This window comes from Aeromonas genomosp. paramedia, from assembly GCF_023093515.1.
Taxonomy (GTDB): Bacteria; Pseudomonadota; Gammaproteobacteria; order Enterobacterales; family Aeromonadaceae; genus Aeromonas.
In genome coordinates this window covers 93,646-108,439 of sequence record NZ_JAAROG010000013.1, presented here as the reverse complement: position 1 = coordinate 108,439, position 14,794 = coordinate 93,646, and the positions used below count along the sequence as shown (strand labels likewise).

The 14,794-nt window shown below is 59.2% G+C and carries 13 protein-coding genes; 6 read left to right on the top strand and 7 right to left on the bottom strand.

Annotated features, from left to right (window positions below):
* The first annotated feature begins 106 nt into the window (after positions 1 to 106).
* Positions 107 to 520, top strand: coding sequence for a hypothetical protein (locus HB860_RS09160; protein WP_247626412.1), 414 nt, complete (start codon positions 107 to 109; stop codon positions 518 to 520).
* A 152-nt stretch (positions 521 to 672) separates the two neighbouring features.
* On the top strand, positions 673 to 3,984 hold the full coding sequence (locus HB860_RS09155) for an SEL1-like repeat protein (RefSeq protein WP_247626411.1): 3,312 nt from the start codon (positions 673 to 675) through the stop codon (positions 3,982 to 3,984).
* Positions 3,985 to 4,353: 369 nt separating this feature from the next.
* Here HB860_RS09155 and panB read toward each other — a convergent pair whose 3' ends face one another.
* Both panB and HB860_RS09145 read right to left on the bottom strand, forming a co-directional pair.
* Entirely contained in the window at positions 4,354 to 5,220 is an 867-nt protein-coding gene (gene panB / locus HB860_RS09150) for a 3-methyl-2-oxobutanoate hydroxymethyltransferase (RefSeq protein WP_247626410.1), read from the bottom strand.
* On the bottom strand, positions 5,221 to 5,838 hold the full coding sequence (locus HB860_RS09145; RefSeq protein WP_247626409.1) for a LysE family translocator: 618 nt from the start codon (positions 5,836 to 5,838) through the stop codon (positions 5,221 to 5,223).
* A 316-nt stretch (positions 5,839 to 6,154) separates the two neighbouring features.
* On the opposite strand from HB860_RS09145, the gene HB860_RS09140 reads away from it, so the two are divergent.
* A complete protein-coding gene (locus HB860_RS09140) occupies positions 6,155 to 6,607 on the top strand; it encodes an Lrp/AsnC family transcriptional regulator (protein ID WP_025327261.1) in 453 nt (150 codons plus the stop codon).
* A gap of 126 nt (positions 6,608 to 6,733) precedes the next feature.
* On the opposite strand, the gene HB860_RS09135 is transcribed toward HB860_RS09140, so the two are convergent.
* Positions 6,734 to 7,219 carry a VOC family protein gene (locus HB860_RS09135; RefSeq protein ID WP_247626408.1) on the bottom strand — a complete coding sequence of 162 codons (486 nt, stop codon included), beginning with the start codon at positions 7,217 to 7,219 and terminating at the stop codon, positions 6,734 to 6,736.
* A 207-nt stretch (positions 7,220 to 7,426) separates the two neighbouring features.
* Between HB860_RS09135 and HB860_RS09130 the strand changes: the two genes are divergently transcribed.
* Positions 7,427 to 8,176, top strand: coding sequence for a class I SAM-dependent methyltransferase (locus tag HB860_RS09130; protein ID WP_247626407.1), 750 nt, complete (start codon positions 7,427 to 7,429; stop codon positions 8,174 to 8,176).
* A gap of 128 nt (positions 8,177 to 8,304) precedes the next feature.
* Here HB860_RS09130 and HB860_RS09125 read toward each other — a convergent pair whose 3' ends face one another.
* On the bottom strand, positions 8,305 to 8,550 hold the full coding sequence (locus HB860_RS09125; RefSeq protein ID WP_025327258.1) for a hypothetical protein: 246 nt from the start codon (positions 8,548 to 8,550) through the stop codon (positions 8,305 to 8,307).
* Positions 8,551 to 8,666: 116 nt separating this feature from the next.
* On the opposite strand from HB860_RS09125, the gene HB860_RS09120 reads away from it, so the two are divergent.
* Positions 8,667 to 9,968 (top strand): MFS transporter, encoded by a 1,302-nt coding sequence (locus HB860_RS09120; RefSeq protein ID WP_247626406.1) that lies wholly within the window; start codon positions 8,667 to 8,669, stop codon positions 9,966 to 9,968.
* Between the two features lie 72 nt (positions 9,969 to 10,040).
* Here HB860_RS09120 and ahpF read toward each other — a convergent pair whose 3' ends face one another.
* The 3 genes from ahpF to HB860_RS09105 form a co-directional block, all read right to left on the bottom strand.
* On the bottom strand, positions 10,041 to 11,627 hold the full coding sequence (ahpF, locus tag HB860_RS09115; RefSeq protein ID WP_025327256.1) for an alkyl hydroperoxide reductase subunit F: 1,587 nt from the start codon (positions 11,625 to 11,627) through the stop codon (positions 10,041 to 10,043).
* 141 nt (positions 11,628 to 11,768) lie between these two features.
* Positions 11,769 to 12,335 carry an alkyl hydroperoxide reductase subunit C gene (ahpC, locus tag HB860_RS09110; RefSeq protein ID WP_025327255.1) on the bottom strand — a complete coding sequence of 189 codons (567 nt, stop codon included), beginning with the start codon at positions 12,333 to 12,335 and terminating at the stop codon, positions 11,769 to 11,771.
* A 644-nt stretch (positions 12,336 to 12,979) separates the two neighbouring features.
* Positions 12,980 to 13,426, bottom strand: coding sequence for a CBS domain-containing protein (locus HB860_RS09105; RefSeq protein ID WP_025327254.1), 447 nt, complete (start codon positions 13,424 to 13,426; stop codon positions 12,980 to 12,982).
* 273 nt (positions 13,427 to 13,699) lie between these two features.
* Between HB860_RS09105 and queA the strand changes: the two genes are divergently transcribed.
* Positions 13,700 to 14,767, top strand: a complete 1,068-nt coding sequence (queA, locus tag HB860_RS09100; protein ID WP_247626405.1) for a tRNA preQ1(34) S-adenosylmethionine ribosyltransferase-isomerase QueA — start codon at positions 13,700 to 13,702, stop codon at positions 14,765 to 14,767.
* Positions 14,768 to 14,794: the final 27 nt, after the last annotated feature.

The following is a 14,794-nucleotide window of genomic DNA, read 5'->3' as shown; positions in this document are numbered from 1 at the left end:
ACATTTATTGGTAAATGATTATATACATTGATAATAGGAGTTTTAATAGCGACATTTATAAGTCATCGAATCTATGCTTTTTAAATTTCATACTGGAGGGTCGAAGATGTTGGAACCTGATGTACTTCACTCTATTTTAAAGGGAGCGGCAGAAAGAGGTGAGCTGGTCACTTTAAGTACCGTAGTTCAGAGTGTATTTGTGGGGCTGGTAAATGATCTTCCTCCTTACGTTGAAATAAAAATTAGAATAAATAGTGAGACCAAGCTTACACAGTTCCGCCAAGAGCTTAGTGCCGAGCTATGTGCGCTATACCATATCGACATTGCTGCCCATAGGCTGCCACTCAGTGCTTTGTTCGTTGGTGAGAAATCACAACAGCCTGGACCACTGCTCCGGAAGCTTATGGAATCAACTTATGGATTAGAGTTTGCATCTAACTCTGAGTGGTGTGCCCATTGGCGTGACATAGTCAACTCAATCTATGAACATTACCAAAAGGATTTCACGACCATCTTGTGACGGGAGTCACGTATATTGGTCGCACTCCATTAACATTCCACTACGATCTAACAACTCTTTTATAGCGCAGCGTAATACAAAGATATTAAGATGTAACCATCAGGCCGATTTACGGTGCTGCCGAGTGTCAAATATATTCAAGGAGCTTGCAGGTGAACATAGATCTGGAAAAATTAGAGCTAGATGCCGACTTAGGGTGTGTCAGTGCACAGTTTTCATTGGGAGAAATATACGAAAATGGGCCGGAAAGGAATTACGAAAAAGCCAACGATTTGTATCGAAACGCGGCCCTTAATGGATATGCGAATGCGCAGTTTCGCCTCGGTCAGATGCATGAACTATGGCATAGCGGTATGGGGTTCTATTTTGGAAAAATGGTTATGCAGGCCGATGATATTAAGCGAGAGTACGAGCAGGCAGTGGCTTGGTACCATAAGGCTGCTGACCAAGGTCATGCCGATGCACAGTACGCTTTAGGCCGGATGTACAGTCTTGGCCAAGGGGTGAGCCAAGATGATGAGCAAGCCGTAGCTTGGTACCGCAAGGCTGCGGGTAAAGGGATTGCAGGAGCACAGTTCGAAATTGGCGAGATGTACAAACATGGCCGTGGAGGAGCACAAAGTGATGAGCAAGCAGTGGCTTGTTATCGCGAAGCGGCCACCCAGGGATATGCCAAAGCGATGTCCGCACTAGGCGAGATGTACGAACTTGGCCAAGGTGTAGCACAAGATAATGATCAAGCCATGACTTGGTATATCGAGGCAGCCAAGCGAGAAAATGCCAAAGCACAGTACCGTCTCGGCCAGATGTACAGTCTTGGTCATGGATTGAAACAAGATGCTCATGAAGCCTTGGCATGGTTCTGCAAGGCTGCCATGCAAGGTAATGCTGATGCATTGGAAGTAATTGTTAAGATGGCAACGCAAGGTGATATTCATGCCTTTGGCGCTCTCTGCAATATAGCCAAAAATGGACATAAGGGTGCACATGAAATCATCACTGTGATGGCTGAGCAAGGCCATGCAGAGGCACAGTATGTACGCGGCATGATGTATTGGGATAATAGATCCATACAAAATAGCCGCGCACAATGGGTTTTCAATTGGCTGCTAAAAGCGGCAAGCCAAGGGCATGTGCATGCGCAATTACGACTCGCAGAAATGTATTTTAGAGGTAATGGGGTGGAAGAGAATGATGAGCAGGCCATTTTTTGGTATCGCAAAGCGGCCGAGCAAGGCAATGCCATGGCGTTTAACGCAATCGATAAGATGGTAAAACAAGGTAATACCCATGCTTTGAACATTCTTAGCGAAATGGCCAAAGCTGGGAATGATGGTGCACAAAAAATAATTATCGAGATGGCTGAACAAGGGCATATGGAGGCTCAATTTCAACTCGGTGGAATGTATGCCACTGGCCAAGGGGTTGCACTGGATTTTCAGCAGGCAGTGACCCGGTACAGCAAGGCGGCCGAGCAAGGCCATGTGGAGGCGCCGTTCCTACTTGGCTGGATGTACGACACTGGCCGAGGGGTTGCACAGGATGACAAACAAGCTGCGGCGTGGTACCACGAGGCGGCCGAACGAGGCCATGTAAAAGCTCAATTTAAGCTCGGCATGATGTACACCAATGGCCGAGGGATAGCTCAGAATCACACGCTGGCGTGGGCCTGGTACCGTAAAGCGGCCGAGCAAGGTCATGTGGAGGCGCAGTACTACCTAGCTAGGATGTACGATGAGGGCAACGGGGTTAATAGGGATTATAAACAAGCGGTAGTCTGGTACCACAAGGCGGTAGAGCATGGGCATGCTGGTGCGCAGAACAACCTCGGCGTGATGTACGCTAATGGCCAAGGGGTGGCGCAGGACGATACCCAGGCCGTGGCTTGGTACCGTAAGGCGGCTGAGCAAGATCATGCAGAGGCGCAGTACAACCTCGCCGGGATGTACGCCAATGGCGAAGGGGTGGCGCAGGATCATGAGCAAGCTGTGGCTTGGTACAGCAAGGCAGCCAAGCAAGACCATGCTGAGGCACAGTGCGACCTAGCTAGGATGTACTCTGAGGGCCGAGGGGTAGCACAGGATGGTCAGCAGGCTGTGACCTGGTACAGCAAGGCGGCCGAGCAAGGCCATGTGGAGGCACGGTTCCTACTCGGTACTATGTACACCTATGGCCGAGGGATCGCCCAGAATGACAAGGAGGCGGCGGTCTGGTATCACAAAGCGGCCGAGCGAGCTCATGTGGAGGCACAGTTTCTACTCGGCGGAATATACGCCACGGGCCGAGGGGTTACACAGGATGACAAACAGGCAGCGGCCTGGTACCGGAAGGCAGCCGAGAAAGGTCATGCGGAGGCGCGGTTCCTACTCGGTACGATGTACTCCTATGGCCGAGGGATAGCTCAGAATGACAAACAGGCGGCAGCCTGGTACCGCAAAGCGGCCGAGCAAGGTCATACGGAGGCGCAGTACCACCTTGCCAGAATGTACGATGATGGTCGAGGGGGGGGGCAGAATGACAAAAAGGCGGTTGTCTGGTATCACAAGGCGTCCGAGCAAGGCCATGCCAATGCATTGGACGCCATCTGTAAGATGGTAAAGCAAGGTAATATCCATGCTCTAAATGCTCTCGGGGAAATGGCCAAAAATGGGAATGATGGTGCACGGGAAGTAATCATTGAGATGGCTGAGGAAGGGGCTGCCATGGCGCAGGCCAAGCTCGGCTGGATGTATAGCAGTGGCCAAGGGATGGAGCAGGATGATGCTCTGGCCATAGTCTGGTACCGCAAGGCGGCCGAGCAAGGGCATGCCATTGCGCAGTACAACCTCGGCATGATGTACGATGAGGGCCAAGGGGTATCCCAGGACTATGCCCAGGCCGCAGCTTGGTTTCGCAAGGCCGCCGAGCAAGGGGATACTGATGCGCAGTACAACCTTGGCGTGATGTATGAAGCGGGTCAAGGGATGCCACAGGACGATGCCCAGGCCGTGGTCTGGTACCGCAAGGCCGCTGAGCAAGGAAATGCCAGTGCGCAGTATAACCTTGGTGTATCGTACGACACTGGTCAAGGGATGCCACGGGACTATACCCAGGCCGTGGCCTGGTACCGCAAGGCAGCCGAGCAAGGATATGCCGATGCGCAGTACAACCTTGGTGTGTCGTACGCCAATGGCCAAGGAGTGGCGCAGGACGATGCCCAAGCCTTAGTTTGGTACTGTAAGGCGGCTGAGCAAGGGTATGCCGAAGCGCAATTCAACCTAGGGGTGATGTATTACCATGGCCAAGGGGTGCCGCAGGATGTCAAACAGGCATATGCCTGGTTCTCGGTCGCTGTGGCCAGCGGTTATGGCGACAAGGCAGTTAAGTCCCGCGATCGTGCTGCCAAACAATTAACACCAGCAGCACTGGCAGAGGCGCAGGCGCTGGCTGACCGCTATATTCAGCAGCACTCATCCCAGTCGTAACCGACAGGGCGAGCAGTAAGAGCACTGTACATAAGGGTCGGTTACGTTAAACGACCGCCCTTATTTGTAATAAAATTTCACGAGCTGTATCACTGCCAAGCAGTGCTCGGTTTCTAATTTCAATGTCCTGTTTGCTCGTGAAACGGGTGGTGGATTGCTATTGAGTTTCCAACTTAAATGTCACTTGTGGTGTCGCTAAGTTACTGAATCGATTGATCAGCTAGTTTCCAACTTAAATGGACATGATCACATGAAGGGGGCATTCTAGCCTAGGCAAAAAAAGACCACCCCCAGGGGTGGTCTTTTTTTATCTTCAATCCGTGGTTCTCACCCCTCTCCCGGGTGTGCTTGTGACGCTCGTCCCTGGCCTCAGAAGCTGTGCTCTGGGCCGGGGAAGGCGCCCGCCTCGACATCGGCGGCGTAGTCGCGCGCCGCCTGGTGCAGCAGGGTGCGCATGTCGGCGTACTGCTTGACGAAGCGTGGCAGGTGCCCGGTTCGCAAGCCTGCCATGTCTTGCCAGACCAGCACCTGGGCATCGCAGTGGACTCCGGCGCCTATGCCTACTGTGGGAATGGCAACCGCCGCCGTGATCTTCTCGGCCAGCTCGGCTGGCACCATCTCGATGAGCAGGGCGAAGGCGCCGGCGGCTTCGAAGGCGAGGGCGGTGTCGACAAGCTGCTGACCATCCTCGCCGCGTCCCTGCACGCGGTAGCCACCGAGTTGATGCTCCGCCTGCGGAGTGAAGCCGATGTGGGCCATCACCGGGATACCAGCGCTCACCAGTTTTTCCACCTGGGGCAGCATCTGCTTGCCACCCTCGAGCTTCACGGCGTGGGCCCCGGCTTCCTTCATGAAGCGAACCGCAGTATGAAAACACTGCTCGGCCGAGCCCTGATAGGAGCCAAAGGGGAGATCCGCTATCACCAGCGGACTGCGGGTGGTGCGGGTCACGGCCCGAACCAGCGGGATCAGCTCGTCCACCGTGACCGGGAGCGAGGTCTCGTTGCCATAGACGTTGTTGGAGGCGGAGTCTCCCACCAGCAGCACCGGGATCCCCGCCTCTTCAAAAATGGCGGCGGTATACATGTCGTACGCGGTCAGCATGGCCCACTTCTGTCCCAGCACCTTCATCTGCTGGAGGTGAGGGATCCGGACGCGGGAGACGGTCCGGGTGTCTTGACCATATGGGGAGGCGTGTTCACTCATGTTGGGGTTCTCGCGGGGTTGGAATGACATTCAGGGGATGACCTGATCGACGAACAGGAGCATGGCAATGACGATCATGGCCGCGCCGGAGAGCTGGCTCACTCTGCGCGCCGCCAGGGGGCGGGTGCTGAGTATGGCCTGGGCGCCGTACCCCACCAGCAGGTAGACGATGGCGCAGCTGGCGACATGGACCAGTCCGAGCGCGACTATCTGTCCCGGCACCGGCCAGGGGGCGGCGGGATCGGTGAACTGGGGCAGCAGCGCCAGGAACAGCAGGAAGACCTTGGGATTGAGGCCACTCACGCAGATGCCCTTGAGGGTCCAGTGGTGCCAGGCCCCCGGGCTCTGATCCTTGTCCGCTGCCGGCATGGCGGGGTGCAGTAACAGGTTGATGCCGAGCCAGAGCAGGTAGGCCGCCCCCAGGAGGGTGAGCAGGCTGAGTGCCAGCGGGTTGCTGGCCACCAGGGCACCCACCCCGGCGGCCACGATCAGGATGGCCGTCAGGTGGCCGAGCAGCAGCCCGGTCACGGCGGGGATCACCACTCGTCCCCGCATGCCTGCCGAGATCGCATAGGCCCAGTCCACCCCCGGGGTGATGACGAACAGGATGGAGACCGCCCAGAAGGCGCCAAAGAGAGCGAGTGTCATGATGAGGAGACCTCCTGCAAGGGGGGCGTCGCCGTGCGTGCAAGCAGCCAACGTCTGATGGCCCTGGCCGGGTCAGTGGATGGGCGGATGCGTCCGTGATGTTTGGCCTGCCGGCGCAGGGCAGGGGACTCCCTCATGGCCAGCGCAACGAAGCCACCGTCAAGGGGTTCGCGATTCATCTTCTCTCCTGTGTGGGTATGAAACTGAGGTTGAAACTGCCAATCCTCCTCCAAGATTGAAAAGAATATCCCCCGATGATTAGAATGTGCTGCCTGATATTTGCCAATATCGCTCTATAAATGGGAAGATTTTCCAAATGGACAGAATTGATCGCAGGATCCTTGCCGAGTTGCAGTCTGACGGGCGTCTCTCCGTCACCGAGCTGGCCGAACGGATCGGGCTCAGTGTCTCCCCTTGTCACCGGCGGGTGCGTGCCCTCGAGGAGGCGGGGGTGATCAGGGGCTATCGCGCACAGCTCGATCCCGGCAACCTCGGCCTTAACTTCTCCGCCATCGTCTTTGTCACCCTGAGGGAGGGGGATCGCCAGGCCGTCGCCACTTTCGAACAAGCCCTGGTGGCGATCCCCCAGGTCATTCAGGCACAGCGTCTCTTCGGCGATCCCGATTACCTGCTGAACGTCATCACCCGGGATCTTCCCGCCTTCCAGCGCTTGTATGATGAGCAGCTCTCGGCGCTGCCGAGCGTCCAGCGACTCACCTCGACCCTCGTCATGAAGAGCGTGGTGCAGGAGCGGTCGCTGCCCCTTTGAACTGATGGCCAAGTAAGGGAAGAGAGGTCACCCGGGGCTGCGCTCTCGCCAAGACTCCCATGGACAACAGACCCCGCCTGTTGGCGGGGTCTGTTCGTTGGCATGGCGGTGGTGCCGAATTGGCGCTCAGCCCCGGCGCGCCGCCTCGATGGCGGCGATATCTATCTTGCCCATCTGCATCATGGCCTCGAAGGCGCGTCTCGCTGCCTCGGGGTCGGGATCCGTGATCGCCTCGGTGAGGGCCAGGGGGGTGAGCTGCCAGGAGATGCCCCACTTGTCCTGGCACCAGCCGCATTCGCTCGCCTGACCGCCATTATCGATGATGGCGTGCCAGTAGCGATCCGTCTCGGCCTGGGTCTGGGTGGCCACCTGGAACGAGAAGGCCCAGCTGTGGCTGACCCCGGGGCCGCCGTTGAGCCCGAGGCAGGGGATCCCCATCACCCTGAACTCGACCGTCAGCACGTCCCCTTTCTTGCCGGCGGGGTAGTCGGCAGGGGCCCGGTGCACGGCGTCGACCGCGGAGTCGGGGAAGAGGCTTGCGTAAAACCGTGCCGCCTCCTCGGCATCCCCGTCATACCAGAGGCAGATCCTGTTCTTTGCGGCTGTCATCATCTCGTGGCTCCTGTTGGTTGCTGTCATCCTGTGCCCCTCCCTCTCTCTTGCCCCAGTGGTTGCTACCTGGCGCCCTCTGTTGCCAGCCGGGGAGTTGCATGATGTCGTCAAGTGTAGTGGCATAGGGATCCGGGCCGCCCGGTTTGGCGGACAGAGCGACAGGCTGGGCGACCGGATGCCCCGCCAATGACAGGAGATGTGTGCGCGATGGACAGTACCCAGCGATTCTCGACCCGGGTCGAGGCTTATGTGAAGTACCGCCCCGGTTATCCGGCGGCCATGCTGGACTTTCTGGCTGACGAGCTTGCCATGGGGCCCAAGGCCCAGGTGGCCGACATAGGGGCGGGCACCGGCATTCTGACTGCCCTGCTCGCGCCCCGGGTGGCGCGGGTCTGGGCGGTGGAGCCCAATGACGAGATGCGCGCCGCCGCCAGGCGGCTGCTGGCGGAGGTGGGCAACATCGGCTGGTCCCACGGCAGTGCGGAGGCCACCGGCCTGCCGACGGGCTCGGTGGATCTGGTGACGGTCGCCCAGGCGTTTCACTGGTTCGATCGCGCCGCCTTTCGGCAGGAGTGCCAGCGTCTGCTCAGACCCGGTGGCCGGGTCGCCCTCATCTGGAATGACAGGCTGACCGACACCCCGTTTCTCAAGGCCTATGAGGAGGGGTTGCACGCCTATTCGGGGGATTACGAGGAGGTCAATCATCGCAACCTAAGCGAGCAGGACTTTAGTGCCTTCTTCGAGGGAGAGTACCGGCTCGATCGCTTTGAAAACCGCCAGCTGTTCGATCTGGACGGCGTGCTGGGGCGGCTCAACTCCTCCTCCTATGCCCCCGTCGTCGGCACCCCGGCCCATGAGCAGATGACGGCCCTCATCCGCCGCGAGTTTGCACGTCATGCCGTTCACGGCAAGATAGCCTTCAACTATTGCACCCTGGTCTACAGTGGCCGGGTTTAGCCCCGGCAAGCGCTAAAAACCCGCAGTGAAAAGGCCCCCGCCAGTGATGGCGAGGGCCTTGTTTCATCTGGGCGGCCTGTCGCATCCGGGCGGTGCGAAGCAGACAGTCGCGCGGGGCATGGGCAGTGTCAGCCTTGATCGATGCCCAGGATGGCCATGGCCTTGGCCAGGGTATCGACGGATTCCTGATGCTTGCCCGCGTTATGCAGGGTCTCTCCTTCGGCCCTGAGCTGCTTCACCTCGGCCAGTTTCTCGGCACTGAGGGCGGGGTTCGTGGCCAGGGCATCATCAATCTTCTTCATGTCCATGGGGCAGTGGAAGGCGATGGCGCTCCCGGCGAAGAGCAGGGCTGCCAACAACAGCATGAGTCTCATCTTGACGACCTCCTTGATGGGATCCCGTTAAGAATAGCCCGGGAGGGCCGGGACTATTGGGTTGAACCGGGCAAGAAACAGACGCTACCATGATCTTTTCGTCACGAGGAGGCGTCATGACACTCACAAGGTTGCTGTCACCCCTGACCAGTCTGGTGATCTTCATTCTGGGCCACGGCATGTTCAATACCCTGCTGACGGTGCGCCTCTCGGCCGAACAGGTGTCGGTGCAGGCCATCGGCCTGGTGTCGGCCGCCTATTTCGGCGGCCTGGTGCTGGGGGCCTTCATCAATGCCCGTCTCATCATACGGGTGGGTCATATCCGGGCCTATGCGGCCTATGCCTCCCTGCTCTGTTTCCTGTTCCTGCTGCACGGCATGGTGGTGGAGCCCGTCACCTGGGCGGCGCTGCGGCTGCTGGGGGGCTTTGCCACCGGCGGCCTGTTCGTGGTGCTGGAGTCCTGGATGCTGGTCTCAAGCACCCCGGCGAACCGGGGCCGGTTGATGTCCCTCTACATGATCCTGCTCTACGGTTCTCTCGCCCTGGGCCAGTTGCTGCTCAAATGGGTGGATCCCATGGCATTGACCCCCTTCGCCCTGTGCGCCATGGCCGCCACCCTCTCCGTGGTGCCGCTCGCCCTCTCCCGGGTGGCCACCCCTGCCATGGTGGCGCCCCAGCCGGTGGGGGTGCTGGAGCTTGTCCGGCTCACCCCGGCGGGCATGGGCAGCAGCTTCACCTCGGGCCTCATCCTCGGGGCCATCTATGGCCTGTTGCCGCTCTACTTTACCGACAGCGGCGCCTCGCTCTCCCGGGTGGCGGACATGATGGCGCTGGTGATCCTGGGGGGCATGTGCCTGCAATACCCCATAGGGCGGATGTCCGACCGCTATGACAGGCGGCTGGTGATCCTGCTGCTGTGCGGGGCGCTGACCCTGCTCGCCCTGCTGATGGTGCTGCTGCCCGGGACGTGGCGCGAGCCGATCGCGGGTGTCCTGGTGTTCCTGCTGGGGGGCATGGCGTTCTCCATCTACCCCTTGAGCCTCAGCCACGCCTGCGACGAGTTGCGCCCGGATCAGGTGCTGGGGGCCAACCAGGGGCTGCTGCTCGCTTACAGCCTGGGGGCCATGATAGGGCCGCTGCTGGCGCCCTTCGTCATGTTGCAGTTCGGGCCAGAGGGGCTGTTCGTCTATTTCGCCCTGTGCGGCGCCCTGCTGGCGGGCTATCTGGGCTGGCGCCGGCGGCAGCGGGCCCCCATTCCCCTGGCCGAGCATCAGGTGTTCATGCCGGTGCCGCCCAATACCCCCATGACGGCGGAGCTGGAGCCGAGAACGGATCTGGAAGGGGAGGCGGTGCCCGCGAGCTATGCCGCGCCCGAAGTAGAGGACGTGGAGGGAACGGAGGAGCCGCAGGTTCGCTGAGGCAGCCAGCCCGAAGACGCGCATAAAAAAGCCGACTCCAGGGAGTCGGCTTTTTGTCGGGCGATGAGCCCGTCAGGCGGTCACGGCCTCGCTCTTGGCCGCAGCGGCTTCCGGCGCCGCATTGCGGATGAGGTAATCGAAGGCCCCCAGGGCTGCGGTGGCACCGGCGCCCATGGAGATGATGATCTGCTTGAACGGCACCGTAGTGGCATCCCCTGCGGCGTAGACGCCGGGCAGGGAAGTGGCCCCCTTGGTGTCGATCTCGATTTCGCCGAAGCGGGTCAGGGCGACTTCGCTCCCCTTGAGGAACTCGGTGTTCGGGACCAGACCTATCTGCACGAAGATGCCGGCCACCGCCAGGTGCTTGATCTCGCCTGTGGTGCGATCCTCGTAGTCCATGCCCACCACCTTGCTGCCGTCACCGATCACTTCGGTGGTGCGGGCACTCATGATGATGTCGATGTTGCCCATGGAGCGAGCCTTCTTCTGCAGCACCTCGTCGGCGCGCAGGGTATCGGCGAACTCCACCACGGTGACGTGCTCGACGATGCCGGCGAGATCGATGGCCGCCTCGATGCCGGAGTTACCGCCACCTATCACCGCCACCCGCTTGCCCTTGAAGAAGGGGCCGTCGCAGTGGGGGCAGTAAGCCACGCCCTTGGTGCGGTATTCGAGCTCCCCCGGCACGTTCAGATCGCGCCAGCGGGCGCCGGTCGCCAGGATCACGGCGCGGCTCTTCAAGGTGGCACCGGAGGCGAGATCCACATTCACGTAGCCATCCTTGCTGATGGCGGCGGCACGCTGCTCGGTGATCACTTCCACGCCGTACTGCTTGACGTGCTGCTCCAGGCTCGCGGCCAGCTTGGGGCCCTCGGTGTAGGGCACGGAGATGAAGTTCTCGATGCCGACGGTGTCCATCACCTGACCGCCGAAGCGCTCGGCGACGATGGCGGTGCGGATCCCCTTGCGGGCGGCATAGATGGCGGCTGCGGCGCCAGCCGGGCCACCGCCCACTACCAGCACGTCATAGGGTGCCTTTTCGCTCAGCTCTTGCGCCTTGCGCTCTGCCGCGCCGGTGTCGAGTTTGGCGACGATCTCTTCGAGCGAGGTTCGGCCCTGGCTGAACGGCTGACCGTTCAGGTAGACGTTCGGGACCGCCATGATCTGACGCTCGTTCACCTCGTCCTGGAACAGGGCACCGTCGATCATGGTGTGGGTGATGCCGGGGTTCAGGGTGGCCATCAGGTTCAGGGCCTGTACCACGTCCGGGCAGTTGTGGCAGGAGAGGGAGATATAGGTCTCGAAGTGGAACTCGCCCTTGAGGTTTTTCACCTGCTCCAGCACGGCCGGATCGGCCTTGGAGGGGTGGCCGCCGCTTTGCAGCAGGGCGAGCACCAGGGAGGTAAATTCATGACCCATGGGGATGCCGGCAAAATGCACGCGCGGTGCCTGGCCTTGTGGCGCCACGCTCATGGAAGGCTTGCGGGCGGCTGTGCCATCGGTCATGGAAATCTTGGGGGACATCTCTGCTATCTCGTTGGCCAATGCCAGGAGCTCTGCGGATTTGTCGCTGTCATTGCCGGACACGCTGATCTCGATGGGATTGACGATGTACTGCAAGTAACCGTTGAGTTGTTGTTTGAGGTTGGTATCTAACATGGTCGAATTCCTTCTTGTTATGGCGGTCGGCACTATTAATGAATACAGAAAGCACTGGATGCAAAAAACAGTGAATGCAGGAAGCGCTGGGCCAGAAAGCAGACCGGCCCTTGAGTGGGCCGGTCTTGGAGAGCAGGAGGCTTAGATTTTGCCTACCAGATCCAGGGACGGGGCCAGGGTGGCATCGCCTTCTTGCCATTTGGCCGGGCACACTTCACCCGGGTGAGCGGCAACGTACTGGGCAGCCTTGACCTTGCGCAGCAGCTCCAGAGCGTCACGGCCAATACCGCCGGCGTTGATTTCAACGATCTGGATAACACCGTTCGGGTCGATGACGAAGGTACCGCGGTCAGCCAGGCCAGCTTCTTCGATCATCACGCCGAAGTTGCGGGTGATGGTGCCGGTCGGGTCGCCGATCATCGGGTACTGGATCTTCTTGATGGTGTCAGAAGTGTCGTGCCAGGCCTTGTGAGTGAAGTGGGTGTCGGTGGAGACGGCGTAGATCTCGACGCCCAGCTTCTTGAAGGAAGCGTAGTTGTCAGCCAGATCGCCCAGCTCGGTCGGGCAAACGAAGGTGAAGTCAGCCGGGTAGAAGAAGACCACGGACCACTTGCCTTTCAGGTCAGCGTCAGACACCTGAACGAATTTGCCATTGTGGTAGGCGGTAGCGTTGAACGGCTTGATTTCGGTGTTGATATAGGTAGACATGTATTTGCTCCTTGGTGATGTACATATGCCCGTCTGGTCGTGAAGTGCTTGGCCAGGCGAGGCGCTTAACTTTCGATGGAGGCATCATAGGGCTTTTCTCTAATCGGTCAAAGCCACAATTTTGAATCACTTAAATCTACTTATTAGATAGCCCATCGCAACTGTACCTAATATGAATATCTCAGGCCTTCAGAGATAACTCATTGTCGAAGTTCAATTTCTGTCCTCCATGTCACATTTTCAAGTCCCGGATGGCAACTTGTTTTATGCCGGAGGTGATGAGAGGCGTACTGAAGACGTGTCGGGACTGAGGGGGAGGGGGTGAGAGACGGGCAAAAAAAATCCCGGCGCCGTCGCACAGACAGGGCCGGGTCATCAAACAAGGAATGGCGATATAAAAATGCTTTACAGCAAAGACTAACTACGGGGTGTGCAAACTTGCAGACATATGAAGAGAAGACATCGGGTGCACAATCCTCATCTCCTCTTCGGCAACCATTGCATGGACGGCATCATAGTGTGATGGAGATCACAAAGCAAGTTTGTGGTGTAATTTTTCAGTCAAACTGAAAGTGTTTCAGCTATTTAGCCGATTAATCAGGCTGAAAACGCTTTTATTGTAATTTTATTACAGTTTTTTGTGATCAGAAATCAGCGGGCGGCTCCTGCTCCTCCATCAGTTCCAGCAGATTGATGGCGACAGTGATGAAGTCCGACTCCGTGACTATGCCCACCAGCTTGCGTCCCCGCACCACCGGCAGGCAGCCATATTTGTGGCGCTGCAGGTAGAGGGCCGCCTCCTTGATGCCGGCGTGGGGATCCACGCTCGCCACCTGGCGGGTCATGATCTCGTCGAGCTGGACGCTGTCGGTGAACTCCGCCTCCCGCTCCGGATTGATGAGCAGCAGCTTGGAGTCGCGGGTTGCCAGGATGTCGGAGAGGGTGACCAGCCCCAGCAGATGCAGGTGCTCGTCGACGATGGGGATGTGGCGGATCTGCTCCTGCTGCATCAGCTCCATCGCCTGCTTGACGCTGTTCTGCGGCCCCAGGGTGAAGGGGTGTTCGGTCATGATTTCAGTCAGGGTCATCATGGTGGGCCTCCTTGTGTCTCTGATCTCACCCTAGCTCAGCTCCTGGCCTTGGAACCTGATCAGGGTCAATACAGATCATTAAAGAATCATTAACCCAGGTTGTTGGCACGGCGGGGTGCAAATTGGCGTCCAAGTGCCCGTGTCGGCACGTCATGGGCCCCCAAGGCTCGCAAAAAGAGCGCTATCCCTTGCCGGCCTTGGGTTTTTGGTCTTTTGGGTTGCCTTGGCAGAGGGGGATAACTAGACTAGCCGCCGATTCCCCCGAGGTGAAAGATGCAAGTATCCGATTTTCATTTTGATCTGCCAGACGAGCTGATTGCCCGCTATCCGATGGCAGAGCGCACCGCCAGCCGCCTGTTGCAGCTCGATGGTCAAAGCGGCGCCCTGCGCCACGGTCAATTTGTGGATGTGCTGGACCAGCTCAACCCGGGCGACCTGCTGGTGTTCAACAACACCCGGGTCATTCCGGCACGCATGTTTGGCCAGAAGGCCAGCGGCGGCAAGCTGGAAGTGCTGGTGGAGCGCATCCTGGACGAGCACAGCGTGCTGGCCCATGTCCGCTCCTCCAAGTCCCCCAAGCCCGGCACCCGCCTCATCCTGGATGGCGGCCCGAATGGCGAAAAAGTGGATGCCGAGATGCGCGCCCGCCACGATGCCCTGTTCGAGATCCACTTCCTGGACCCGCGCCCGGTGCTGGAGATCCTGGAGGCCATCGGCCACATGCCGCTGCCCCCCTATATCGACCGTCCCGACGAGGATGCCGACAAGGAGCGTTACCAGACCGTCTACAACCAGAAGCCGGGCGCCGTGGCGGCGCCGACCGCCGGGTTGCACTTCGACGAGCCGCTGCTCGAGAAGATCCGGGCCAAGGGCGTGGAAACGGCTTTCGTGACCCTGCACGTGGGGGCGGGTACCTTCCAGCCGGTGCGGGTGGAGAAGATTGAAGATCACCACATGCACTCCGAATACGCAGAAGTGCCCCAGGAGGTGGTGGACGCCATCGCCGCGACCCGCGCCCGCGGTGGCCGGGTGATTGCGGTGGGGACCACCTCGGTGCGATCCCTCGAGAGCGCAGCCAAGGTGACCCTGGCCCAGGGCAAGCCGCTGGCGCCGTTTTTCAGCGACACCGACATCTTCATCTTCCCGGGTTACCAGTTCCAGGTGGTCGATGCCATGGTCACCAACTTCCACCTGCCCGAATCCACCCTGATCATGCTGGTCAGCGCCTTCGCGGGCTATGACAACGTGATGGCGGCCTATCAGGCTGCAGTGGAAGAGCAGTACCGTTTCTTCAGCTACGGGGACGCCATGTTTGTCACCCGTCGCCGGGTCGAGGCATAAGCCTTAGCCTTCAGAAGCCGTTCAGGG

Coding starts and splice junctions, on each gene's coding strand:
- panB (WP_247626410.1), bottom strand. CDS start 5,220: ATGTCATTCCAACCCCGCGAGAACCCCAACATGAGTGAACACGCCTCC.
- queA (WP_247626405.1), top strand. CDS start 13,700: ATGCAAGTATCCGATTTTCATTTTGATCTGCCAGACGAGCTGATTGCC.
- HB860_RS09105 (WP_025327254.1), bottom strand. CDS start 13,426: ATGATGACCCTGACTGAAATCATGACCGAACACCCCTTCACCCTGGGG.
- HB860_RS09135 (WP_247626408.1), bottom strand. CDS start 7,219: ATGATGACAGCCGCAAAGAACAGGATCTGCCTCTGGTATGACGGGGAT.
- HB860_RS09130 (WP_247626407.1), top strand. CDS start 7,427: ATGGACAGTACCCAGCGATTCTCGACCCGGGTCGAGGCTTATGTGAAG.
- HB860_RS09160 (WP_247626412.1), top strand. CDS start 107: ATGTTGGAACCTGATGTACTTCACTCTATTTTAAAGGGAGCGGCAGAA.
- HB860_RS09125 (WP_025327258.1), bottom strand. CDS start 8,550: ATGAGACTCATGCTGTTGTTGGCAGCCCTGCTCTTCGCCGGGAGCGCC.
- HB860_RS09120 (WP_247626406.1), top strand. CDS start 8,667: ATGACACTCACAAGGTTGCTGTCACCCCTGACCAGTCTGGTGATCTTC.
- ahpC (WP_025327255.1), bottom strand. CDS start 12,335: ATGTCTACCTATATCAACACCGAAATCAAGCCGTTCAACGCTACCGCC.
- HB860_RS09145 (WP_247626409.1), bottom strand. CDS start 5,838: ATGACACTCGCTCTCTTTGGCGCCTTCTGGGCGGTCTCCATCCTGTTC.
- ahpF (WP_025327256.1), bottom strand. CDS start 11,627: ATGTTAGATACCAACCTCAAACAACAACTCAACGGTTACTTGCAGTAC.
- HB860_RS09140 (WP_025327261.1), top strand. CDS start 6,155: ATGGACAGAATTGATCGCAGGATCCTTGCCGAGTTGCAGTCTGACGGG.